We start from the raw sequence: 23,939 nt of genomic DNA on the forward strand, positions 1-23,939 counted from the left end.
GGTGGACGGCACTTCGGTGCATGGAAGGGGTCCTCCCGCGGGGGAGGGCCCCTTCCTTCGTTTCTTATGACTTTTCAGCGCTCGTCCTCCTACGGGATACAATAGACATCCTGATAGTGTTTTGGAGGTACCTATGGGCGCTACGAGCATTGGGGTCGATATCGTCGATATATCCCGCATGGAGCGGGTCCTTGAGCGCACGCCGTCTTTCGCAGAGCGCGTGTTCACGGAGGAGGAGCGTGCGTATTGCGACGCTTCCACGCGTCCCGCCGCTCATTACGCTTGTCGGTTTGCAGCCCGTGAGGCGGTTCTCAAGGCGCTCGGCACGGGATTTTCCCAGGGCGTGGGACGCAAGGATGTGTCCGTGTGCAGGGATGAGTCGGGGAAACCCCAGGCCGTGCTTTCGGGTCGTGCGCTTGAAATCGCCACGTCTATGGGTATTCTTGAAATCGCTCTTTCGCTCTCCTTTACGTCGGATGTCGCTGTTGCCAACGCTATGACAATCACGGCCGATGCCCGTCCTAAGCAAAAAGAGGACAAGGAAAGCGAGAAGCAGCGGATCGCCCGCTCGTTTCGTGAGGCGCGTTCCGTATTGGACGAACTTGAACGCGTCCAGCTTGATGAATTGAACCTGGAAGCGTAGAAGTAGACAAAAGGGGATTGCGATGCGTCCTGTTCTGGGCACCGATGAAATTGCACGTCTTGAGGACATTATTGAAAAAGAGGGCACGTCTCGCGCAGAACTGCTCGAGCTAGCCGGCGAATTCGTGGCGGGCATCGTGTGGGATATGCATCCCAGCCGCGTGCTCGTGGTGAACGGATTTGGCAACAACGGCGGTGACGGCTGGGTCGCTGCCGATATTCTGCAGCAGAAGGGCGTTCAGGTGGACGTCGTCTCGCCTGTCGAGCCCGATGAGATACCCAGCGCGCTTGCGCGTCATGTTGCTCGTCGCACTGCTGGGCGCGATGTCACCGTGCACGTGGGTCCGTCTCGCGATGAGCTTATCGAGCTCGCGCGCGAAGCCGATGTCGTCATCGACGGCATTTTGGGAACGGGTTTCCACGGCTCCCTGCGTGCTCCGTTTTCTATTTGGATCCCGGCGCTGAACGAATCGGGTTCTCGAATCGTCTCCATCGATGTGCCGTCGGGCCTTGATTCCCAGACGGGTCACGTCGTTGAGGCATGTGTTCGCGCTGATGTGACGGCTACGATGCTTGCGCCTAAGATCGGCCTGTATAGCGGAGACGGTCCCGAGTACGGCGGCGAGCTTATCTGCGGCGAGCTGTACGACGATATCGATGAAGTAATAGGCGACGTGGACCATGCTGCCGAGATAGTCGAGGCTGTTGACCTGGTCGACTATTTTACCGAGCTGCCCTCTAACGTGAACAAGTACTCGCGTGGTTCCGTTTTGGTGGTTGCCGGCTCCGCTATGTATCCCGGCGCTGCCATGATGGCTGCGAAGGCCGCCGCTCGTGCAGGCTCTGGCTACGTGACCGTCGCCGCACCTGACGCGTGCGCGAATCTAATTCGCATGGCGCTTCCGTCGGTGCCCGTGATCGGTATTCCGTCAGACTCGCGTGGCTGTTTTGGCGCGGCGGCGCGTTCCGTTATCTGCGAGATCGCCGAGAAGTACGATTGCGTGCTATGCGGTCCCGGAATGACCACCGCTTCGGGCTGCATGAAGGTCGTTACCGGACTGCTCGAGCAGGACGTTCCCTTGATCTTGGATGCCGATGCATTGAACTGCCTGTCGCGTGCGAGCATCGATGGCGTCGACACCAATCCCGACTTGTATCGTCGCGAGTCGGCGTTGATCTTGACCCCTCATTATCGAGAGCTGTCGCGTCTGGTCGATTGCGACGATATCGCCGACATGGGCGCTGCCATCGATGCCGCCCAGCGCATCGTGTGGGCCGCGGGGTCTGATAACCTCGTGGTCGTGGCGAAGGGGCCTTCCACCGCGATTGTCGGCGTCGAGTCTGTTTACGTACCCATGTCGGGTCCCGCTTCGCTCGCTACCGCTGGATCTGGCGACGTGCTCGCCGGCATCCTGGCGGGAACCGTTGCGGCCTCGCATGGGAATGTGGACGACTGGGGGCTGCTTACCTCGTATGCGGTCGCGATCCATTCGTATACGGGATATGCCGCCGCGGAGGCCATGGGCTCGCGTAGCGTGATAGCTACGGATCTGGTCGACCTGGTTGGCAGCGCGATGCAACTGGTCGAAGACGAGGCGTATCGCGAGGTGCGCCAGGCAGCGGAAAAGGGTGAGTGAAGATGGCGTTGAGCAAGGAGCCTGCGACACGTTGGGCGTGGGTCGAGATCGACCAGGGTGCGTTGAGGCGCAATGTTCGGGCGTTTAAGAACCTGCTTGCGCCCGGTCAGCGCCTGTGTTGCGTGGTGAAGGCCGACGCCTACGGCCATGGCGCCCCTCAGTGCGCCAAGATCATGCAAGCCGCCGGCGCCGACATGTTTGCCGTTGCCACGCTCGATGAAGGCATACAGCTGCGTCAGAGCGGCGTGAAGATCCCCATCCTCATGTTGAGCGAGCCGCCTGCCAGCTCGGTGGACCTGCTGCTGCAATACGACATCATGCCTTCGTTGTATACCGCTGAGTTCGCGTTGGCCTATGGCGAACGCGCAGTCGAGCTCGGCGTGGTTGGCCGCTACCATATGGCCATCGAGACCGGTATGAACCGCATCGGCGTCCACTATGCCGACGTGCTTGAGTTCCGTCGTAGCATCGACTTCCATCGAGGTATCGAGTGCGACGGCGTATTCACGCATTTTGCCACCGCGGATGATCCCGATAGCTGGGAGTACAGCCTGCAGCGGAGGCGTTTCAGGGAAGCCGTCCAGGCGATGAAGGACGCCGATTGCGAATGCGGTATCGTGCATTGCGATAACACCCCGGCGTCGATCTTGGACCCCGCTACGCATTTCGATATGATTCGCGCGGGCATCGGGCTGTACGGCTTGCAGCCCTGCGAGCGCACCGCACCGATATTCCCGCTCGATCCCGTGATGAGCGTGCGCGCACGCATCACGCGTGTGACGCACCCGGCCATGGGCGAGGGCGTCGGCTATGGCTTCACCTTCCGCGTGCCCCGTGCAAACGTGCAGATCTGCACGTTGCCCATCGGATACGCCGACGGTCTTGCGCGCGTGCTCTCCAACCGCATGGAGGTGCTTTATAAGGGTCGTCGCTTGCGCCAGGTGGGCAACATCTGCATGGACCAATGCATGGTCGCCATTCAGCAGATGACCGCGCAGCCGGTCGAGGACGCCGAGATCGGTGAGCTGGTTACCATCGTCGGTCGCGACGGCGATGCGGTTATCACGATGGACGAGATGGCCGCGTTGCGCGGGACCATCAACTACGAGGTCGCGTGCGGCTTCGGTATGCGTTTGAAAAAGGTATACCTTTAGGAGTTCTATGGGTGTAATGCACATTCCCGGCCACGAGCACCAGGGGCCGCGCGAGGTCTCGCTCGACGAGGTCCGTTCGGTCTTGGGGGATTGCCGACGGTGTCCGCTGTTCGAGACGCGCGGCAACATCGTGTTCGGTACGGGCAATCCCCGGGCGCGCGTGCTGGTCGTGGGTGAAGCGCCGGGCAAGAACGAGGATGAGCAGGGCGAGCCGTTCGTAGGGCGCGCAGGCGCGAACCTTAACGGCGTGCTGGCGCTCGCGGGTCTCGAGCGCTCGGATGTCTACATCGCCAACGTGCTGAAATGCCGTCCGCCGGCGAATCGCAATCCCAAGGCCGACGAGGTGCTGGCCTGTTCGCCGTATCTGCGCGAGCAGATTCGAAGCATCTGGCCGGATATCATCGTGACCCTGGGCAATCCAGCGACGCATTTCATCTTGAAGACGGAGATCGGCATCACGAAGCTGCGCGGTCGTTTTCATCAGATGGGGCATTTCCTGGTGATGCCCACGCTGCATCCGGCGGCGGCGCTGCGCAATCCAGCATGGCAGAGGCTGCTGGAAGAGGATTTTAAGATGCTCGGTGAATACCTGGCCGAACATCCGTCGCGCGCAACCGGCGAGGCCGCGGGGCATTCGGACGCCCTGCCGCGTTTGGAGGACTAGCCATGGCGTTGAAGCGTAAGGCGGCGGGCCGGTATGAGAGCGCGGCCGTCGAGGACACGGTGCGTTTCGGCGAGCTGTGCGCGGGCGCGTTGCAGGACGGCGACGTGCTCATCTTGACCGGCGGCCTGGGGGTGGGCAAGACCCACTTCACCAAGGGCGTGTCGCACGGCCTGGGCGACGAGCATCCGGTGACGAGCCCCACATTCGCCCTCATGTCGGTGCACGACGGGGGCAGGATCCCGCTCTTCCATTTCGACCTGTATCGCCTCGAGCACGCATTCGAGCTGGAGGATACGGGCATCTTCGACGTGTTGGGCTACGAAGGGGCATGCCTGTTGGAATGGGGAGAGCAGTTCCAAGACGAACTGTGCGACGAATTCTTAACGGTGAAGATCGAGCGCCGGGGCGATAACGGCCGCGAAATCGCGCTCGAGCCGCAGGGTCCGCGCGCTGCGGAGCTCGCGGCGGCGATCGATGCGGCGGTGCTGGCGGCGTGCGCATAGCGTGCCGCGAGGTGCGGTGAGCGCGCGGGTGCGCGCAGGTACTGATAATCGATGCGGTGAATGCCGCGTATGGGATACGGATGTTCGACATGCTTGTTGTTGCCCTTGATACCTCGACCGATATGCTCGCGTGCGCGGTCGCCGCGTGGACGCCGGGCCGCGATGGCGCCCGCGCCGACGTGGAGCTGCTGGCGTCGCGCGACCACCTGTGCCGCCGGCGAGCGAACGTCGAGCTGGTGGGCACGGTGCAGACCGCGCTCGAGGACGCGGGCAAACATGTTTCGGATGTGGACGCGTTCCTGGTGGGCCGCGGTCCCGGTTCGTTTACCGGCGTGCGCATCGGTATCTCGACGGCCAAGGGCCTGGCGCGCGGCGCCAATGTTGCGCTGCAGGGCGTCTCGACGCTGGACGCATGCGCCTGGACAGCGTGGCGCGCCGGCGTGCGCGGCTTGGTGGGCGTTGCAGGCGATGCGATGCGCGGCGAGGTATATCCGGCGCTCTATGCGGTCGAGGACGAGGGTCCGCGCCGCCTGTTCGAACGCGAGCGCGTGGTGAAGGCCGCTGCGGCGGTTGAGGAGTGGGCGGACCGAGCCGATCGCGGTGAATTACAGCTTACTGGTGACGGACTGGTGCGTTATGGCAGGCTGTTCGAGGAGGCGGGCCTGATGGCGCGCGCCCTGCCGCGCGAGCTGTGGTGGCCGTCGGGCGAGGGCTTGCTGCTGGCTGCGGCGGACACCGGCATCGGCGGGGGCGTGGAGGCAGGCGACCCCGCGCTGGTATTACCCATTTACACGCGCCTGTCGGACGCCGAGGAAAACGAGCGCAAGCGTCTGGGCCTGGCGCAGAGCGCCACGAGCGAGGTGACGGGCGTGGCCGACGAGCTCGCCGGGCGTCATCTGCAGCTGCGCCCCATGGGTTCGGCCGATGTGGAAGCGGCAGCGGCATTGGATGATGCGTGCTTTGCCGATGCGAACCATGCGCCGTGGTCGGCCCAGCTGTTCTTGTCCGAGCTTTCCGACGATGTGGCAGCGCCTCGATCATGGTGGGTGGCGCATGACAACGGCCAGATCGTGGGCCTGGCGGGCGGCATGGTCGTGGACACCGATGTGCAGATCCTCGACGTGGCGGTGGCTCCCGAGCGCCGTCGCGAGGGTATCGCGCGCAAGCTGCTGTCCCATGTGAGCTATGACGCGCAGATGCTTGGCTGCACGAGCGCCTCGCTCGAGGTGGAGGCCGGCAACGAGGGCGCTATCGCGCTCTATGAGGCGCTAGGCTTCGAGCGCTGCGGCCTGCGCCGCGGCTATTACGGTCCCGGTGCCGATGCTTGCGTGATGGTTGCGCAGCTGCCGCTCGTGCTGCCGGTCGATGCCGCATCGCCCGAGCCCACGGCCGCCGCTGCGCGCACCTGGCCGCTGTCCGCGTCCGCGCGCACGCCCGAGGAGCGCGAGCGCATAGCCGCGCGCGAGCTGGTGTTGGCTATCGAGAGCTCGTGCGACGAGACGGCGGTGGCCGTCATCGACGTCGACGGCGCGCTTTTGGCCAACCAGGTTTCCACGCAGATCGATTTTCACGCCCGTTTCGGCGGCGTGGTGCCCGAGATCGCCTCGCGCAAGCACGTCGAGGTCATGGTGGGTGTGGTGGACGCCGCGCTCGAGGAAGCCGCGGCCTCGTTGGGGCTCGCCGATCCGATTGCGCCGTCCGAGCTCGCCTGCGTGGGCGTCACGCAGGGACCCGGGTTGGTGGGCGCGCTCGTAGTGGGCGTCGCCTTTGCCAAGGGCTTCGCATTCGCCGCGCAAAAGCCGCTGGTGGCCGTGAACCATCTGGAAGGGCATCTGTTCGCCAACAAGCTCACCACGCCCGATCTGGAGCCGCCCTTCATCTTCACGCTGGTGTCCGGCGGTCACACGATGCTCGTGCACGTGCGCGCCTGGGGCGATTACGAGGTACTGGGCGAAACGCTCGACGACGCGGTGGGCGAGGCGTTCGACAAGGTTGCCAAGGCGCTGGGGTTAGGGTATCCCGGTGGCCCCATCATCTCGCGTCTGGCCGAGACCGGCGATCCCAAGGCCATCGACTTCCCACGCGCCCTCAACAGCCGCGGCGACTACCGTTTTTCGCTTTCCGGGCTTAAGACCGCGGTGACGCTGTACATCGAGAACGAGGCGAAGGCGGGCCGCGCGCTGCATCTGCCCGATTTGGCTGCCTCCTTCGAAGCGGCCGTCTTCGACGTGCAGTACAAGAAGGCGAAGAACGCGCTGCGCGAGACCGGTGCCAAGGAGTACTGCATCGGCGGCGGCGTGGCTGCCAATCCGCATCTGCGCCGCATGATGATCGAGAAGCTCTCGCGCCAGGGGATCCGCGTGACGGTACCGCCTACCAATGCGTGCACCGACAACGCCGCGATGATCGCCGTAGTGGCCCGCGAGCGCTATCTGCGTGGCGAGTTCGCGGAGCTCGACATCGACGCCGACCCGAATATGACGCTGTAACGTTCGGTCGAACCGCCTGTTTGCGCGCCCTGCGCGCGCCCGGAGCGTCCGCGCATCGGGCGCGCACGGGGCGTTGTTGTGGCGCGCGTAGGCGCGCGACGCCCGGTATTCAAGAGCGGCTGAGGCATCGAAACAAAGAGGAAACCTGAAAGACCCAGCATTGACACTATCTCAATAAAGCGCAATACTTCCGTTCGTCAACGTTTTCAGATGGGGCGCGAGCTTCCATCGCGATTGCAGAGGGTTTTGAGCCATGAATCAGCGCCAGCTATCCATTATTTGCATTATGAGCTAGCACGGGTTGCGCTGATCACGCCGCTCGTGCTTTTCGCACGGGCGGCTGATACCGAGACGAGGGCCGTCGAGAAGGATCGACGGCCCTCGTTTTTTATGGCTTGCAAGTTTTCGGGGGAGAGGAGAGATATGAACGGCGTGGTATTGATGGTGGTTGCCGCGGTGGTGTTGGCGGCGGGCTACCTTGGTTATGGCAGGTGGCTCGCCAATGCGTGGGGCGTGGACCGCGACGCGCTCACGCCTGCGCGCCGCATGGAGGATGGGAAGAACTTCTCGCCCGCGTCGGCGTTTACGGCGTTCTCCCATCAGTTCAGCTCGATCTGCGGCGCGGGCCCCGTGACGGGAACCATCGTGGCCATGGCCTTCGGTTGGCTGCCGGTGGTGCTGTGGGTGCTGGTGGGCGGCATCTTCTTCGGTGCGGTGCATGACTTCGGCGCGCTGTACGCTTCGATGAAAAACAACGGCAAGTCGCTTGCCCAGCTCATCGAGAAGTACATCGGCAAGACGGGTCGCCGCCTGTTTCTGCTGTTCTGCTGGCTGTTCTGCCTCATCGTGATCGCTGCGTTTACCTCGATGGTCGCGGGCACTTTCAAGTTCACGCCCGATGCCGCCGGCGCCGTCGATTTCACGAAATCCTATGCGGCGGGTTGCGCGGGCACGATCTCGATCCTGTTCACCTTCGTTGCCATGGGCTTCGGCTGGGCGCAGCGCCGCTTCAACCTCGCCGGTGCACGCGAGTTCGTCACGGGCATGGTGCTCATGGTCCTCATGTTTGCCGTTGGTATGCGCTTCCCTATCTATTTGGACCTGAACGGCTGGATCGCCGTCGTCATGGTCTATCTGGTATGCGCCGGCGCGATGCCCATCCAGGTGCTCAAGCAGCCGCGCGACTACCTCACCTCCATCATGATGATCGTCATGATCGCCTGCGCGGTGCTGGGTATCGTGGTGCTGGGTATCGGCGGTCGGGCGACCATCACGGCTCCGGCGTTCACGGGCTTCACGGCTGCTTCGGGCACGATGTTCCCCGTCCTGTTTGTGTCCGTTGCCTGCGGCGCGCTGTCCGGATTCCACAGCCTGGTATCCTCGGGCACCTCGTCCAAGCAGGTTGAGAACGAGGTCGATGCGGTCAAGGTCGGCTTTGGCGCCATGGTGGTGGAATCCTTCGTGGGCGTGCTGGCCATCATCGTTGCCGGCATCATGTTCTCGGATATGAACACCGCCGGTACGGGCGCCTTGAACGGCGGCGTGGCTTCGACCCCGTTCGCGATCTTCGCAACCGGCGTGGCGCGCGGTATGCAGGCGTTCGGCGTCGATGGTACGGTGGCGACCGTCTTCATGACGATGAACGTGTCGGCGCTCGCGCTTACCTCGCTTGACGCCGTAGCGCGCATCGGTCGTACCTCGTTCTCCGAGTTCTTCGCCTCGACCAACGACGCGCTGGCCGTTGAGGGTGCGAAGGCCGGCGCGATGAAGGTGCTGGGCAATCCGTGGTTTGCCACCGTGGTGACGCTGCTGCCCGGCTTGGCGCTCACGTTTGGCGGCTACCTCAACATCTGGCCGTTGTTTGGCGCTTCGAATCAGCTGCTGGGCGGCATGACGATGATCACGCTCGCAGTGTTCTGCAAGTGCACGGGCCGCACGGGCTGGATGCTGTATGTTCCCGTGGCGTTTCTGCTGGTGTGTACGTTCACCTCGCTGGGGATGAGCATCCTGGGATGCCTGCAGGCGCTGCAGGCGGGCGGCGCAGCGGCGATGGCGACCTCGGGCCTGCAGCTGGTGTTTGCCGTGCTGCTGGTGGCGCTCGGCCTGATCGTTGCCGTGAACTGCCTGAAGGAGCTCGTGGGCAAACAGGTTGGCTCGATGCCGGACGAGGAGCCCGAGTGGTCCGAGATGGGTCGCGCCAAGGTGGCGGCCGCCCGCCACGCGGCGGCAACGGCGGATGCGGAGGTTGCGAGCGCATAGCATGAACGGAGCCCGGTCGCTGCTGCAGCGTCCGGGCTTTTGTATGGGTACCGACTTTGCGGGACGCATGGAAAAACCCAGCTACCGGGAGATAGCTGGGTTGTCATTTGCATGGCTGGGGCAGAGGGATTCGAACCCCCGTAACCGGCACCAAAAACCGGGGTCCTGCCGCTGGACGATGCCCCAAGATGGGTTGCTCTGTCGAGCTAGGCATTTAGTGTAGCGCACTTATTCGGCAAATGCATCACAAACGCCGTCGAGAAGGCGGATCGCCAGGGTTTGGGCATCGCTGGATGTGAAGGTGCCGCAGCTCGTGAGGTCGGACAGCTCGAGGCGGATGAGCGCCGGGCGCTGCTTGGATGCCATGATGGCGGTGCGCAGGCGCTGCGCGAGGTTGTGGCACTCGGCCAGCGCGATGGTGGCCTGGGGCTCGGCGTCCTCGGGCAGCTCGCTGGTCGAGAGCATCAACACTACATCGGTATCCTCGGGGATCTCTCCCTCGTACAGCATCACGCCGCTGTTCTCGGTGGTGGCGGTGGCGATGTTCCAGATGCGCGACGCGATGTTGCGCGTGAGCGCGTCCTCGCCGCCTACCGCGAAGCGAGCGCGTTCGAGAGCGCTGGCGGCGCGGGCGAAACCAGTGCGCGCCTCGCCGTTGGCGGCCACCGCGGACGGCTTGTCCTTCCATACGTGGTGCAGGCGATTGATGTAGTTGAAGGTGTCCTGGAAGGCCATGCCGTCGGCAAACAGGCCCACGTTTTCCTGGAACTGCTTGAGTGCGGCCTCGGTATGCGGGCCGAAGTAGCCGTCGTCAACGCCGCAGGCGAAGCCCAGCGTGTTGAGCGCCTGCTGCAGTGCGCGCACATCGGCGCCATGGAAATTGGGCAGGCGCAGGTAGAGGGTGCGGTCGCCGAGCTTGTAGGAGGCGTCTACCAGGGCAGACCAGCAAGCGGCGTCTACGAAATCGCCGTCGGGCAGCTGGTGCTCGGTGCGGAACGCGCGGACGGCGGCGCAGGTGGTGGTGTCGAAGCGCTGCTGCGAGAGCTCGCCCTCGTCGATGGCGAAGCCAAGCGAGACGAGGCGCGTTTGCACGTCGTCCACAGCGGGGCCGGTCATGCCCTGCATGATCGATTCCATCGAAACCCCTTTCGAGTATACGGTGCGCGCCCCGCGTCGGCGCGGGGCGAAACAGTTGCTTTCCGTACCAGTGTAGCAAGATGGCGCGCATATGCCCGCGGCAAACCGTCCCAGGTTGCGGACGAGAAGAAAGAATCCATCCAGAACAGCGGCGTCTGTAAAGACGTCAAATGGTGACACAATGTAGATATTTGCAGCGCACGATAGCATGCGGACCTATTGTGCCAACGACGAGGAGTGCCGAATGCAGACAAGGGACGGCCGCCCGCAGCGAACGATTCTAATCGTCGACGACGAGGCGGCGATCGCAGGTATGCTGGCGGACTATTTCACCATGGAGGGCTATCGCACCCTTACGGCGTCGAGTGGCGTCGAGGCCTTGCAGCGTGCATCCGAGCCGGTCGACGTGGTGTTGCTCGATGTGAACATGCCGGGGATGGACGGTTTCGAGGTGTGCCGCCGCCTGCGCGAGCACCTCGCCTGCCCGATCATCTTCCTCACGGCCCGCATCGAGGACGTGGACCAGATCGACGGCTTCGCCGCCGGCGCCGATGACTACGTGCTCAAGCCGTTTTCGCTGGAAGTGCTGGGACGGCGCGTGGCCGCGCATATCGCGCGCGAGGGCCGCCATCGCGAGCGGGAGCAGTCGGTGAAGTTCTTCCAGGGGGTTACCGTGGATTATGGCGAGCGCCAGGTGACGGTGAATGCGGGCGGGGGCGAGCGCCGCGTCGACTTCACGCGCACCGAGTTCGACATCGTGGCGCTGTTGAGCAAGAGTCCGGGCCGCGTGTTCGACCGCGATCTTATCTACGAGCGCGTATGGGGTTGGGATGCTGCGGGCGACCCGTCGATCGTGCGCGAGCACGTGCACCGCGTGCGCAAGAAGCTCACCGCGGCCGGCGCGCCTGCGGAATGCATCGAGACCGTCTGGGGCGTGGGGTACCGATGGTCCGCCCGGTAGCGGTCGCGCGCGAGCGCGTGGCGCGCTGGTGGCGGGCTCGGCCCCTGGGCACGGTGTTCGTGGCATATCTGGCCAGCTATCTCGTAATAGCCACGGCGGGTACGGCCGCGGTGCTGAGCGTGGTGGATGCGCGCCAATCGGTCTACTACACGGTCGAGATCGAGGCGGGCGACGGAACGCTCACGCGCGCTTCGATCGAGACGGGCCCGTACATCTACGACGCACGACGAGACGAGCTCGTGCCGGCGACCGAGATCAACCTGCCAGGCGACAACCCCTACGCCGTGTTCGTGGGCGTGCAGCGCGAGATCGAGCCCGAACGCGAGCCGATCGAGTCGTACGAGGAGTCGCCGGATGAGCGGTATCCCGAGGCCGATGCGACGATGGGGCTGGTGCGCGCCGGCACGGTCGATCTGTATGACTGGGGCCTCAACTACAACTACGAGCCGGGCTTCACCTCGGAGGATGTCCTGGACGACCGCGGCGTCATCGCGCCCGACCGCCTGTCGGCCTATGATCGCGCCAACCGGGCGGGCCGCGTGGATGCCGTGGCCCTCTTCGAGCAGGCGACAGGGGTCGATCTGCGCCAGGCGTTCGGTCCGGACATGGTCTCGAACGTGGCGTACTACGCGGACGGCATCCCCGCGGACGCGGCTCCGTACGCGCTGGGCATGCTGCTCAACCTGGCGGCGCCGTTCGTGTTCTACGGCGGCTTGGCCTGGATCATGTTCCGTCGTTTCTACCGGCTGCATATCGCAGGGCCGTTGGGCTCGCTGGCGGGCGCGGCGCAGCGCATCGCCAGGCAGGATCTGGATTTTGCCATCGAGCCCGTACGGGGCAGGGAGCTGGGGTCGCTTGCGTGCACGCTCGAGGATATGCGCGCATCGCTGCTGGATGCCCAGCGTGAGCTGTGGCGTACGGCCGAGGAGCGCCGTCGGCTCAACGCTGCTTTCGCGCACGACCTGCGCACGCCGGTGACGGTGCTCAAGGGCACGGTCGAGATGGCGCGCTTGCGGGCGAATCGCGGCGAGCGGATAGACGAGGCGACTTTGGAGGTGCTGGCGAGCCAGGTTGCGCGTCTGGAAGCGTATGCGACGGCCATGGGCGGCCTGTCGAAGCTTGAAGACCGCGCCATCGTGCGCGAGGCGGTCGGCGCGGCGGAGGCCTGCGGGCGCATCGAGTCGGCGGCGCGCGACGTCGCGATGGCCCGTCGGCCCGGGCTCGAGGTTTCCTACTCGCGGCAGCTGGAGGGCACGGGCGAGCTCGCCCTCGACATGCCGCTGGTAGAGGAGGTCCTGGGCAACATCGTGAGCAATGCCTGCGTGCACGCGGCGAGCGGGGTCCACGTGGGTCTCCGCGTCTACACGGAGTCGCTCGGGGCCGCTTTGCGCCTGAGCATCGTGGTGGAAGACGACGGGCCGGGCTTCACACCCGAGGCGCTGCGGCGCGGGTGCGACCCGTTCTTCAGCGAGAACAAGTCGGCCGAGCATTTCGGCCTGGGGCTCAACATCTCCTCAACGCTCGCGCGCCTGCACGGCGGGGCGATCGAGCTGGCCAATGGCAGCCAGGGCGGCGCGCGGGTGCGCGCGGTGTTCGATGCGGACGGCGGCGCCGAGCCTGCTGGGGATACGGTGAAAACCGCAGCGTCCCCTGGGAAATCTCAAAGGGATTCGTCGCGTTGACAAAAGGTTGACATGCGTTTGGGAAGCTGATGCTCACGATAGGAAGGGAGTCATCATGCTTTCACGAGGACGAGGCGAAGGCAGCGCGTCTGCGGCGGCGGCAGCCGGGGAGGCGGCGAGCGTGCGACCGCTCTTCGGCGGGGCTGCGTCTCCCGAACGCGAGTCCGCGCTGCACGGACCCGCGGCTGCGGGCGGTGCGCCCGATGACGGCGGAGGTCCGCGCTTCAGCCGCGCCCTGCGCGCGAGCGCCGCGCTTGCGGCGGTGGTGGCGGTAGGCGCCGTGCTGGCTGCTGGTTGGAGCGTGCTGCCCCAAGCGTATGCATGGCTATCCAGCCCGGACGCGGTACATGCGTTCGTCGATGACCATGCGGTGCTAAGCCGCCTGGCGCTCCTGGCGATCAACACGTTGCAGATCGTGGTGGCGGTGCTTCCCGGCGAGCCCATCGAGCTGGCGAGCGGCTATGCGTTCGGGTTCTGGGAGGGCACTGCGCTGTGCCTGCTCGCCTCGGCGATCGGGTCGTCGCTGGTATATGGGGCGGTGCGGCGCTGGGGCTGGAAGGTTGTCGGCCTCTTCTGCAAGCGCGAGCAGATCGAGCGCTTTGGGTGGATGCGAAATGCGCGGCGCCTCGAGCTGATCATGCTCGTCGTGTTTCTGATCCCCGGGACGCCCAAGGACGTGCTCACCTATGTCGCGGGGCTTACGTCGGTGCGCTTCGCCCCCATGCTGGCCATCGCCACGCTGGGCCGCATACCGTCCATCGTCACGTCGACCATCGCCGCCGCGGCCTTCGGCACGGGGGAGTACGGCGTCATGGCGGTGTCCGTGGCGGTGGCGGCCGTGCTGGTGCTGGCGGGCGCTTGGGTCTACCGTCGTTTCGAATCGCGCTGCAACAACGAGTAGGCGTGCGGGCCGGGTGATCGCGTCCCGCTAGCATCGATTGCGCTCGCATATGAAAGCGGCCCCGGCCCGGGATGCGTTCCGGGACCGGGGCCGCGTTCTTGTACGTATGCCCTTGTCGTTATACGTATGCTTTTTCGCCGCTTTGGAAGCCGTAAGCGGTCGGTTTCCATACGCACGGTGCCCAGCGCGGCGTCCGCCGGTGCGTTCGGGGCGCCGCAGGCCCTGGACGGCGGCTATCCCGCGAGGTTGATACCGTTGGCCCAGCCCCAGCGCGGGGTGACGACGTCGCCGTAGTAAGCGATCCACGAATCCACGTTGATGCTGCGGATGTAGCCGATGTTGTCCATAACGGTGTTATCGCCCACGTAGATGCCCACGTGTCCGTAGATGCGGCCCGCGGCGGTGTGCCCGTGGGACGATACGGCGATAATCATGCCTACCTGCAGGTTTGCCTTGTTTGAGCTGTTGCACCAGGCGTAGTACATATCGTCGGCGTTGCCCGAGACGCGGCAGATGCCCGCGCGCTCGAAGACATCCGATACCCACCAGGCGCACAGGCCCAGGCCGGGCGACGGCGTCTTGTGGCACCACGAAACCACGAGCTGCTGGCGGTTGCCGGCGCTCGCGGAGCCCTGGCCGCTGCCGGGGATGGAAGTGGTGGGTCGGTTCGCGGCCTCCTGACGCGCCGCCTCCTCGGCCGCGGCCGCGGCGAGGATCTCGGCGTCGCGCTTGTTGATGAGGTCCTTGACATCCTGGTCCAGGCCGTCGATGAGCGTTTGGACCTCGTCCTTCTTGGCCTTCATCTGCTCGAGCTGCTGGGCTGTTTGGGCCTTGAGCTCCTCAAGGTCGTGCTTCTGCAGCTCCAGGGCGCCCTTCGTCTCGCGGAGCTCCTCCTGGGCGCGCTGGACGTCGTCGATAGCGCGTTCGTCGCTGGCGTTGACCTTACCGAGGTAGTAGCTGTTCGAGATGAGCTCGTCGAGCGAGGCAGAGGAGAGCAGGATGCTCAGGGGGTTGCCGCCGCCCTTCTTGTAGCTGCTCGAGACGCGCTCGGCGAGAACCTCCTGCTTCTTCTCCAGCCGGCGCTGCTGCTCTTCGATCTGCTCCTGCGTGTCGTCGATATCGGCTTGGACCTCTTCGATCTGGCCGATGGTCTTATCTTGGGCGATGCTGAGTTTCTCGAACTCGCCCGCGAGTTCGTTCATCTGCGCCTGCGCTTCGTCGAATCGCTGCTGGGCGGCGGCGAGCGCATCGGTGGTCTCCTTGCTGGCGGTGGCGGCGGAAGCGCTCCGCGGTCCGCCGAACAGCACCGCGGTGCCGGCCAGCGCGAAGAGCGCCTTCATGGCCTGGCGGCGGGAGAGGTCTTCCTGATAGGAGATGCTCAGGAGCGCGTCGAGTGCGGACTGCTGCTCCTGGTCGGTGGTGTGTGGCTGTGACATATGGGCTCCGTCTGATGTGTATGTATATGTCGGCCAAATTGCCTCCAACAAAGGATACCCCACTCTTGCCCGTTCCATGAAATAACAAGGAAGGAAATCCAAGGGAGGCGGCGGTGCGCCGGCCGCGTCGTAGGTGTGCGCTATACTTTTCCCTGCTTATGAATCGAGAGGAGATTTCCATGGCAGATAAGCTTGCTCCGAAGGATACCTGCGTCCTCGTTACGGGTGGCGCCGGCTTTATCGGATCCCACACGTGCGTCGAGCTGCTGGCGCGCGGATACCAGGTCGTCATCGTGGACAATCTGTCCAACTCCAGCCCTGTCGCCGTCGAGCGCATCAAGCAGATCGCCGGCGAGGAGGCCTCTGAGAACCTGACGTTCTACGAGGCCGACGTGCTCGACCGCGATGCCCTGAACGCCATCTTCGACGCGCATCGCATCGACCGCGTGATCCATTTCGCCGGATACAAGGCCGTGGGAGAGAGCGTGCGCAAGCCGCTCGAGTACTACCACAACAACATCGAGAACACGCTGGTGCTGTGCGACGTCATGCGCGCGCACGGCTGCAAGTCCATCGTCTTCTCCAGCTCGGCCACCGTGTACGGCGATCCGGACAACCTGCCGGTGAGCGAGACCGATGAGAAGAAGCCCGCCACCAATCCGTATGGTTGGACCAAGTGGATGATCGAGCAGATCCTTACCGACCTGCACACCGCCGACCCTGAGTGGGATATCGTCCTGCTTCGTTATTTCAACCCCATCGGCGCCCATTCCTCGGGCTTGATCGGCGAGGACCCCAAGGGCATCCCCAACAACCTCGTGCCCTATGTGGCGCAGGTCGCGGTGGGCAAGCTGGAGGCCGTCCAGGTTTTCGGTGATGACTACGACACGCCCGACGGCACCGGCGTCCGCGACTACATCCATGTGGTTGACCTTGCGACCGGCCATGTGGCGGCGCTCGACTGGATGAACGGCAGGACCGGCGTCGAGGTGTTCAACCTGGGCACCGGCACGGGCAGCTCGGTCTTGGACGTGGTGCGCGCGTTCAGCGCCGCGTGCGGCCGCGACCTGCCGTATAAGATCTGCCCGCGCCGCGAGGGCGACGTGGCCGCCGTGTACGGCGATGCCTCCAAGGCGGAGCGCGAGATGGGGTGGAAGGCGCGCTACGACATCTCCGACATGTGCCGCGATTCGTGGAACTGGCAGTCGCGCAACCCCAACGGGTTCGCCTCGGAATAGCTTGACCTGCCCGCAGGAACGTTATGCCGCGCGTCCGCTCGCGCCAAGGCGCGGGCGCGGCGCGCGGTTCGTTGTAGACCCCCGTGTAAAGGATCGATGATTCACCGTGCAGACCCCGTTCACCGGCTTTCTCAACCGCCACTTCGATGAGATCAACGATTATCTGGCCTCGTTCTTCCGCGACCAGACGCAGAGCGCCGATGTCGACGCGTACCTGTACGCCCCCCTGGGGCGCTTCACGGATAACGCCGGCAAGCGCCACCGCCCCCTCATCTGCATGCTGGCATGCAAGGCCGTGGGCGGCGATTTCCTTTCGGCCCGTAGCGCGGCGGCGGCGATCGAGCACTTCCAGACGGCCGCGCTGATCCACGACGATATCGCCGATAACGGCCAGCTGCGCCGCGGCAAGCCGTGCATGCACATCGCGGAGGGGGAGGGCATCGCCATCAATTGCGGCGACCTGGCGCTCTCGCTGGTCACGGGTACGGTGCTGCGCGACGACACGCTCGACGATCATATGCGCGTGCGGCTGCTGCGCGAGCTCGTGGATATGACCACGCGCACCATCGAGGGCCAGGCGCTCGATTTGGGCTGGGTGCGCGACGGCCGCTTCGATCTCGCCGTCGATGACTACCTGCAGATGGCTACCTTGAAGACGGCGTATTACAGCGGCGCCACCCCGCTGGCCTGCGGCGCCATCATGGGCGGCGGCACGCCCGAGCAGATCGCCGCGCTGCGCGCCTTCGGCCTCAACACGGGCCTGGCCTTCCAGATCCAGGACGACCTGCTCAACCTGGTGGGCAAGAAGGAAGCATCCAATAAGGACTACCGCACCGATATCACGGAGGGCAAACGCACGCTCGTGGCCGTCCATGCGCTCGCGCACAGCGGGCATCGCGACGAGCTGGTCGGTATCCTGCAGGCCGGCACGAGCGATCCGGCGTTGCTGGCGCGCGCGGTGGAGCTGTTCGAGGAGGCGGGTTCCATCGAGTTCGCGCGGGATTACTCGCTCGAGCTCACGGCGGCGGCCAAGGAGCTCATCCGCGATATCGAGCTCGACGAGCACTGCCGCGAGCTGTTCATGAGCATGGCCGATTTCTTCGTCGACCGCTTGAATTAGAGGATGGCCAGGACGCCGAGATAGACGGCGACCAGCGCGATGAAGGGCCCGTCGCGGCGCACGTCGAGCTTGAGCTCGTGGTAGTGCGTCCGCGCGGGCCCGCTCATATAGCAGCGGGCGTCCATGGCGCGGCCGAGGTTGTCGGCATGACGCAGGGCGCTCGAAAAGAGGGGCACCACCAGCGGCACGCAGGCGCGCGCGAAGGCCAGGGCCCCTTTGTTCTCGAGGTCGGCGCCGCGCGCGGTCTGCGCGGCGAGGATGTGCTCGGCTTCGCGCGAAAGCGTGGGAACGAATCGCAAGGCGATGGACAGGATGGTCGATGCCTGCCCGACCAGCACCCCCAAGCGCTCGAGGGGCGCGAAGACGCGCTCGATGGCGTCGGTGATGGCCGTGGGCGTGGTGGTGAGCATGAGCAGCGAGCCGGCGAGCAGCAGCAGGAAGAAGCGCGCGGTGTACAGGACGGCCGCCTCGACGCCGCCCGCGTGTATGCTCACCGGGCCCCAGGCGGCCACGACGGCGCCGGTCTGCACGAAGAACAGGTTGACGATGGAGGTCACCACCAGGAACAGGGCTATTGGCTTGATCTGGGAGAGCAGCCGGCCCATGGGCACGTGCGCCGCGCAGATGGCTGCGAGCACCGCCGCGGCGGCCAGGACGAGCTGGGCGCCCGTGTGGACGAAGAAGCAGCTTGCCATGAAGGCGACGGTGGCCGCGAGCTTCGCGCGCGGGTCGAGCCGGTGCAGGGGCGACGAGGCCGAGTAGTATTGGCCGATGCTAGCGCGCAGCGCCATGGCGAATCACCTTCTCTACAAGATCGGCCGGGACGAGGGAGGCGTCGAGGTTGACGCCTTCGTCCGCGAGCAGGCGGGTGAGCACGAGGGCGGCGGGGGCGCCGAGGTCGGCGAGGACCGGGGTATCTTGCAAGAAGATGTCGCGCGGGGCGCCGTCGGCCACGACGCGTCCGGCGTCGAGTGCGATCACGCGGTCGGCCAGCGCGGCCACGTCGTCCATGGAGTGGCTTACGAGCAGAAGCGTGACGCCCGCTCGCTTGAGGCGGCCGAGGAGGCGGGCAAGCCCCGCACGGCCGATGGGGTCGAGTCCGGCCATGGGTTCGTCGAGCACGACAACCTGCGGTTTCATGGCGAGAACGCCAGCCAGGGCGACGCTGCGCTGCTGGCCGCCCGAGAGCGCGAAGGGCGACCGCGCGAGGAGCGCTTCGGTGGGCTCGAGTCCGCAGGCGCGCAGCGCTTCGTGAACCAGGCGGTCCGTCTCGTCCGGCGCGCAGCCGAGGTTGCGCGGCCCGAAAGCCACGTCGTCGTAGACGGTTTCGGCGAAGAGCTGGCGCTCGGGTAGCTGCGACACGTAGCCCACGCGGCGGCGGAGTTCCCGGCGTCGCTCGAGGTCGGCGGTGTCGATGCCCTCGACGTCCACCGTGCCGGCGACAGGGACCTTGAGCGCGCAGGCGAGCTCCATGGCGGTCGACTTGCCCGAGCCCGTGCGGCCGATGAAGGCGCAGGTGGTGCCGGGGGCGATGGTGAAGCTTGCATGTTCGAGCGCGAACGTGGTTGGCGCTTCGGCGCGGCGCGTGCGGCCGAACAACGGCGCGCGGGCGCGTTTGCGCGGCGAGCGCGCGGTGGCGTACGAGAACGAGACGTCGTCGAAGCGTACAGCGGGAGCCGCTCCGGCCGCCGGGGTCCGGAGGGCGGCGGCGGTCCGAGGTCGCGCGACCGACGGGTCGATGATGGCCTCGCGCTCGCCGCGCCCGACGCGCAGCGCTCCGGCTATGGAGCGCGCGAGCTCGTGCGGGTCGCCGGTCTGCGCGACGGCGAGCCCCGCCTCCTGCAGGCGCACGGCGATATCGAGGTAGGGCGGCAGCTCGAGCTCCAGGCGGGTGATAAGCTCCGGCTGGGCGAACGCCTCGCGCGGGTCGCCGTCGAACGCGATACGGCCCCGCTCCAGGATGATGGCTCGGGTGGCGCGCAGCGCCTCGTCCATGAAATGCGTGACGTGGACGATGGTGATGCCCTTGCGGTTGAGCTGGGCGACCGTGCGTTGGATCATGCTCCGGCCGGCCGCGTCGAGCATGGCGCCCGGTTCATCGAGTAGCAGCACGCGCGGGTGCATGGCAAGCGCGCCGGCGATGGCCACGCGCTGCTGCTGGCCGCCCGAGAGGTCGGCGGGGTCGGCCTGCGCGAAGGCCGCCATCTCCACGGTGGCCAGGGCGTCGTCGACGCGCTGCGCGATCTGCTTGGAGGGGATGCCCAGGTTCTCGGGTCCGAAGGCCACGTCGTCGGCCACGATGCTCGTGGTCATCTGGTCCTCGGGGTGCTGGAACACCATGGCCGCCTGCTGGCGGATGGGTGCCACGGCGTCGGGGAGGGCGGTGTCCAGTCCGAAGACGGTCGCCGTTCCCGCGCAGGGGACGAGCAGGGCGTTCATGAGCTGTACGAGCGTGGATTTGCCCGATCCGTTGCCGCCCAGGACGCAGACGTGCTCGCCTGTCTCGATGCGCAGGCAGATGTCGTGCAGCGCCGGCGCATCGCCGTCGTCTCCGTAGTGGAAGTCGACGTGCGAGAGCTCGATGCAGCTGGTGTTCGAACGGGGGGCTACGGCGGCGGGCATGGCGGGGCTAGCGCTTCCTGCGGTCGCCCGTGCCGGCGCCCGGGCCCGCCACGTTGAGGCAGGGGCCCAGCAGCGCGCTGCCCGCGGCCACGTTGATGACCATCTTCATGGTGTTGAAGGGCAGCAGGATGGGGATGATCATACCCGCCACGGCTTCGATGCTGATGGGCGTGTAGAGGGGCGTGACCACGAGGTTCATGGCGCAGGAGACCGCGATGGAGAGCGCCGCGCCGGCGAGCATGCCGATGAGCGACGCCTTGCGCGTGCGGCCGCCGGCGCGGTAGATGAGGGCGGCGGGAACCACCAGCGCGCAGGTGGACAGGATGCCCATGGGCGCGCCGAAGGGATCGAGGAAGACGCGGGGGATCCAGGAGATGATGGCCGCTGCGGCGCCGATCTTGGGCCCGAAGATGAGGGCCGCGATGAGGCAGACGATGCCCGAGGGGTCGTACATGAGCCACGGGGCGGCGGGGAAGATGGGGATCTGGATGAAGCTCAGCGCCAGCGACGCGGCGGTGAAGAGCGCGGTGAGCGCGATGGTCTTGGTGTTGGTGGTGCCGCTCATGAGGCATCCTCCGTTTCTTTCATCCGGACTATAACCGTCGGTTCCGGAATCGCACCGGATCGGCCGCTGTATGCGGTTCGCGGACTTGCAGCGCGTGGCCGCTCACCGCCGGTGGGGAATCGCGCCCCGCCCTGAAACATATGCAAGCGCCACTATACCCGCTTTATGGAGCGGTATGCAAGGTTCGGGCCGCTGGGTATGATAGGCATCGTAAAGAACGCAACGACGAGGCGGTGCCCCATGCATGAACACGAAAGCTTCAATCCCGACCTGATGTGCGCGCTGGGCGGCATCGTGGGCGAGGACGACGTCCTCATGGTCGAGCCCATGAAGCTGCATACCACCTTTCGGATCGGCGGTCCCGCGGACTTGCTGGTGCGCCCCCATTCGCCCGAGGAGCTCGTGCGCGTGCTCGATACCTGCACGTTCGCGGACGTTCCGGTGACCATCGTGGGCAACGGGTCGGACCTGCTGGTGGGCGACCGCGGCATTCGCGGCGTCGTGGTGCTGCTGCGCGATACCATGCAGGCCATCTCGGTGTCGGGCACCCGCGTGACGGCCGAGGCCGGCGCGCTGCTGCGCGACGTGGCGCTCGCGGCGGCCGATGCGGGCCTGTCCGGCATGGAGCCCCTGTGGGGCATCCCCGCCACGGTGGGCGGCGCATGCTTCATGAACGCGGGCGCCTATGGCGGACAGACGGCCGATGTGCTGGAGTCCGTGGAGGTCTACGTGCCCAGCAAGCGCGGGCAGCGCGGTTCGGTATGCACGCTCGAGGCGGACCAGCTGGCGTTCGGCTATCGCAAGAGCCGTATCAACTCCGATGGCCTCGTCGTGCTGCGCGCGACGTTCGCGCTCGCGCCGGACAGCCCCGATGCGATCCGCTTCGCCATGGACGACTTCCAGGCGCGCCGCGAGGAGAAGCAGCCGCTCGAGATGCCTTCGGCCGGATCGACCTTCAAGCGCCCCGAAGGGTACTTCGCCGGCAAGCTCATCATGGATGCGGGGCTGCGCGGCGCCTCGGTGGGCGCGGCGCAGGTGTCGCAGAAGCACTGCGGGTTCGTGGTGAACACGGGTGGCGCCACGGCGGCCGACGTCTGCGGCCTCATCGAGCACATCCAGACCGAGGTCAAGCGCCAGTTCGGCGTGGACCTCGAGCCCGAGGTCCGTCGCATCGGCGAATTCTAACGCGCCTCGGAAAAGGGACCGCCTCGGAAAAGGGACAGGCACGAATCTGAGGCGGCGGCCCTCTGCGGGCTTCTCTCGCGTCGGACGACGCGTTACCGGGAGGGCGGGTTGTATGGCGCCGCCGTCCTATGCTTTAAAATCCGTGAGCTCCTGCCAGGAGCTGCTCTCGGCCGTCGAACCATCTGTCTTGATGAAGTAGGCGGCCGTCTTCTCATGCGCGTCGGCCAGGGCGGCGCCCTCGCGGCTGCCGGCTACGAACAGCGTGGTGGAGAGCGCGTCGGCGGTGGCGGACGAGGGGCACGCCACGGTGACGCTGGCCGTGTCGGTGGCCACCGGCATCCCGGTGCGCGGGTCGAGGATGTGCCAGTACGTGACGCCATCGAGCTCGAACGTGCGCTCGTACAGGCCGCTCGTCACAAGCGAGCCGCCGGCGAGGCGCGCGGTGCCCACGGTGCGGTTCCCACCGGGGTGGTTGGGGTCGCGGATGCCCGTGTTCCAGGGCGATCCGTCGGGCTTCGCACCCAGGTAGGCGATGTTGCCTCCCAGCGAGAGCGCGGCGGCGGAGGCGTTGGTTTCGCGCTGCAGCAGCTCGCAGAGGCGGTCGGCTATGTAGCCCTTGGCGATGCCGCCCATATCGAGGCGGGCCTCTGGGTCGAGGAGCTGAACGGTGCCGGCCGCCTCGTCCACGACGACCTTTTGCCAATCCACATGCGGCAGCGCGGCGGCGACCTGCTCGTCGCTCGGACGCGCGCCGGCCTGGAAGTCCCACAGCGTGGAGACGGCTCCGATCGTTATGTCGAACAGCCCGCCCGCCTCGGCGCAATAATCGAGCGCGTATCGGACGAGGGCGACGGTGTCGGGGTCGACCGATACGGGGGCGCCGCCCGCGGCGTTGATGCGGGCGATATCGCTGGCGGGGTCGTAGAGGTCGAAGAGCTCGTCGAAGCGCGCACAGGCCGCTGCGAGCCGGGCGGGCGCGGCGTCATCGCCGTATACGGTGAACGTGCAATAGGTATCGAATGCGAAGGTCGAGCCCGTGACGGGTTCGACCGAGCGTCCCGCCGCCCCGCCGCCGGCGTTCGTCGCGCATCCGCAGGTGCCGAGCAGGCTCCCGGCGGCGGTCGCCGCGGCGGCCAGAATCGAGCGGCGGCTCGCGGGCCGCATCAGCGCGTCATCTGCCATATCGCATGCCTTTCTGCGGAAGGGCCGCGTCCACGGCGCGCACGAGCACGCCGACCGCGGCGCCGCAGAGCACGCCTGCCACGAGCAGGAACGGCGCGTTGACCCACGCGACCCCCGGGGATAGCAGCGCGGCCACGGTGAGCAGCTGGCCCACGTTGTGGGCGATGCCTCCCAGCACCGAGATCGCTACCAGCGAGAACGCGCCGCTGCGTTCGGCGGCTGCCATGACGAGCCAGGAAAGGGCGCCGCCCGCCAGGCTGAAGACGAACGTCTGGGGGTTGGCGAAGAGGATGGTGGACGCCACCACCTTGCAGAGCATGAGGATGGCTGCTGGGCGCGCGCCGAGGCGCCGGAGCGCGAAGAGGACCACCGCGTTGCCCAGGCCGAGCTTGATGCCGGGCACGTTGACGGGAAGCGGCAGGAGCATCTCCAGGTAGCCGGCGACGAGCGCCATGGCGGCCAGCACGCCGTAGAGGGCGGCGCGTCGTCCGGGCGAGTCGTGGCGGTGGCGTTGTGGTGCGGTTCGTTGTTCCATGCGCCTAAGTATACCGAACGGTTGCCG

General features: G+C 66.2%; 20 protein-coding genes, 1 tRNA gene and 1 riboswitch. Of the genes, 13 read left to right on the forward strand and 8 right to left on the reverse strand.

What is annotated here, in order from left to right:
- The first annotated feature begins 133 nt into the window (after positions 1 to 133).
- The 7 genes from acpS (at position 134) to E4J93_RS05180 (ending at position 9,348) form a co-directional block, all read left to right on the forward strand.
- Complete coding sequence (gene acpS / locus E4J93_RS05150) at positions 134 to 643, forward strand: holo-ACP synthase (RefSeq protein WP_147588409.1); 510 nt, start codon at positions 134 to 136, stop codon at positions 641 to 643.
- A gap of 22 nt (positions 644 to 665) precedes the next feature.
- The gene (locus E4J93_RS05155; RefSeq protein WP_147588410.1) at positions 666 to 2,279 is read left to right on the forward strand and encodes an NAD(P)H-hydrate dehydratase; all 1,614 of its coding nucleotides are present in this window, start codon (positions 666 to 668) and stop codon (positions 2,277 to 2,279) included.
- Between the two features lie 2 nt (positions 2,280 to 2,281).
- A complete protein-coding gene (gene alr, locus E4J93_RS05160; protein ID WP_147588411.1) occupies positions 2,282 to 3,433 on the forward strand; it encodes an alanine racemase in 1,152 nt (383 codons plus the stop codon).
- Positions 3,434 to 3,440: 7 nt separating this feature from the next.
- Positions 3,441 to 4,097, forward strand: a complete 657-nt coding sequence (locus E4J93_RS05165; RefSeq protein ID WP_147588412.1) for a uracil-DNA glycosylase — start codon at positions 3,441 to 3,443, stop codon at positions 4,095 to 4,097.
- Between the two features lie 2 nt (positions 4,098 to 4,099).
- Positions 4,100 to 4,600, forward strand: a complete 501-nt coding sequence (gene tsaE, locus E4J93_RS05170) for a tRNA (adenosine(37)-N6)-threonylcarbamoyltransferase complex ATPase subunit type 1 TsaE (protein WP_147588413.1) — start codon at positions 4,100 to 4,102, stop codon at positions 4,598 to 4,600.
- Positions 4,601 to 4,689: 89 nt separating this feature from the next.
- Positions 4,690 to 7,089 (forward strand): tRNA (adenosine(37)-N6)-threonylcarbamoyltransferase complex transferase subunit TsaD, encoded by a 2,400-nt coding sequence (gene tsaD, locus E4J93_RS05175; protein WP_147588512.1) that lies wholly within the window; start codon positions 4,690 to 4,692, stop codon positions 7,087 to 7,089.
- Positions 7,090 to 7,512: 423 nt separating this feature from the next.
- Entirely contained in the window at positions 7,513 to 9,348 is a 1,836-nt protein-coding gene (locus E4J93_RS05180) for a carbon starvation protein A (protein ID WP_147588414.1), read from the forward strand.
- 112 nt (positions 9,349 to 9,460) lie between these two features.
- Here E4J93_RS05180 and E4J93_RS05185 read toward each other — a convergent pair.
- A tRNA-Gln gene (locus E4J93_RS05185) sits at positions 9,461 to 9,534 on the reverse strand.
- Between the two features lie 42 nt (positions 9,535 to 9,576).
- Positions 9,577 to 10,485, reverse strand: a complete 909-nt coding sequence (locus E4J93_RS05190; protein ID WP_187231617.1) for a peptidoglycan-binding protein — start codon at positions 10,483 to 10,485, stop codon at positions 9,577 to 9,579.
- 244 nt (positions 10,486 to 10,729) lie between these two features.
- Here E4J93_RS05190 and E4J93_RS05195 point away from each other — a divergent pair, with 244 nt between their 5' ends.
- Genes E4J93_RS05195 through E4J93_RS05205 form a run of 3 tightly spaced genes read left to right on the forward strand, consistent with a single transcriptional unit; the run spans position 10,730 to position 14,029 of the window.
- Positions 10,730 to 11,446, forward strand: a complete 717-nt coding sequence (locus tag E4J93_RS05195) for a response regulator transcription factor (RefSeq protein WP_147588415.1) — start codon at positions 10,730 to 10,732, stop codon at positions 11,444 to 11,446.
- Positions 11,431 to 13,128 carry a HAMP domain-containing sensor histidine kinase gene (locus E4J93_RS05200; RefSeq protein WP_147588416.1) on the forward strand — a complete coding sequence of 566 codons (1,698 nt, stop codon included), beginning with the start codon at positions 11,431 to 11,433 and terminating at the stop codon, positions 13,126 to 13,128. Before E4J93_RS05195 ends, E4J93_RS05200 begins: the two co-directional genes overlap by 16 nt.
- A 55-nt stretch (positions 13,129 to 13,183) precedes the next feature.
- A complete protein-coding gene (locus E4J93_RS05205; protein WP_147588417.1) occupies positions 13,184 to 14,029 on the forward strand; it encodes a TVP38/TMEM64 family protein in 846 nt (281 codons plus the stop codon).
- Between the two features lie 233 nt (positions 14,030 to 14,262).
- On the opposite strand, the gene E4J93_RS05210 is transcribed toward E4J93_RS05205, so the two are convergent.
- Positions 14,263 to 15,465, reverse strand: a complete 1,203-nt coding sequence (locus tag E4J93_RS05210) for a CHAP domain-containing protein (protein WP_147588418.1) — start codon at positions 15,463 to 15,465, stop codon at positions 14,263 to 14,265.
- Positions 15,466 to 15,644: 179 nt separating this feature from the next.
- Between E4J93_RS05210 and galE the strand changes: the two genes are divergently transcribed.
- Both galE and E4J93_RS05220 read left to right on the forward strand, forming a co-directional pair.
- Positions 15,645 to 16,703 carry a UDP-glucose 4-epimerase GalE gene (galE, locus tag E4J93_RS05215; RefSeq protein ID WP_147588419.1) on the forward strand — a complete coding sequence of 353 codons (1,059 nt, stop codon included), beginning with the start codon at positions 15,645 to 15,647 and terminating at the stop codon, positions 16,701 to 16,703.
- Between the two features lie 106 nt (positions 16,704 to 16,809).
- A complete protein-coding gene (locus E4J93_RS05220; RefSeq protein WP_147588420.1) occupies positions 16,810 to 17,823 on the forward strand; it encodes a polyprenyl synthetase family protein in 1,014 nt (337 codons plus the stop codon).
- On the opposite strand, the gene E4J93_RS05225 is transcribed toward E4J93_RS05220, so the two are convergent.
- The 3 genes from E4J93_RS05225 to E4J93_RS05235 are packed head-to-tail and all read right to left on the reverse strand — an operon-like array spanning position 17,820 to position 21,010.
- Positions 17,820 to 18,614, reverse strand: coding sequence for an energy-coupling factor transporter transmembrane protein EcfT (locus E4J93_RS05225; RefSeq protein WP_147588421.1), 795 nt, complete (start codon positions 18,612 to 18,614; stop codon positions 17,820 to 17,822). The genes E4J93_RS05220 and E4J93_RS05225 overlap by 4 nt on opposite strands.
- On the reverse strand, positions 18,598 to 20,445 hold the full coding sequence (locus tag E4J93_RS05230; protein WP_147588422.1) for an ABC transporter ATP-binding protein: 1,848 nt from the start codon (positions 20,443 to 20,445) through the stop codon (positions 18,598 to 18,600). The genes E4J93_RS05225 and E4J93_RS05230 overlap by 17 nt, the downstream gene beginning before the upstream one ends.
- A 7-nt stretch (positions 20,446 to 20,452) precedes the next feature.
- Positions 20,453 to 21,010: an ECF transporter S component gene (locus E4J93_RS05235; protein WP_147588423.1), complete on the reverse strand. Its 558-nt coding sequence runs from the start codon at positions 21,008 to 21,010 to the stop codon at positions 20,453 to 20,455.
- A gap of 7 nt (positions 21,011 to 21,017) precedes the next feature.
- A riboswitch (FMN riboswitch) is annotated at positions 21,018 to 21,153 on the reverse strand.
- A gap of 97 nt (positions 21,154 to 21,250) precedes the next feature.
- Here E4J93_RS05235 and murB point away from each other — a divergent pair.
- Positions 21,251 to 22,195, forward strand: a complete 945-nt coding sequence (murB, locus tag E4J93_RS05240) for a UDP-N-acetylmuramate dehydrogenase (protein WP_147588424.1) — start codon at positions 21,251 to 21,253, stop codon at positions 22,193 to 22,195.
- A 126-nt stretch (positions 22,196 to 22,321) separates the two neighbouring features.
- Here the strand turns inward: murB and E4J93_RS05245 are convergent, their stop codons facing one another.
- Positions 22,322 to 23,377: an FAD:protein FMN transferase gene (locus E4J93_RS05245; RefSeq protein WP_255431927.1), complete on the reverse strand. Its 1,056-nt coding sequence runs from the start codon at positions 23,375 to 23,377 to the stop codon at positions 22,322 to 22,324.
- A complete protein-coding gene (locus E4J93_RS05250; protein WP_147588425.1) occupies positions 23,367 to 23,912 on the reverse strand; it encodes a Gx transporter family protein in 546 nt (181 codons plus the stop codon). Before E4J93_RS05250 ends, E4J93_RS05245 begins: the two co-directional genes overlap by 11 nt.
- Positions 23,913 to 23,939: the final 27 nt, after the last annotated feature.

The sequence above is a fragment of the Collinsella sp. BA40 genome (assembly GCF_008014645.1).
Classification (GTDB): domain Bacteria; phylum Actinomycetota; class Coriobacteriia; order Coriobacteriales; family Coriobacteriaceae; genus Collinsella.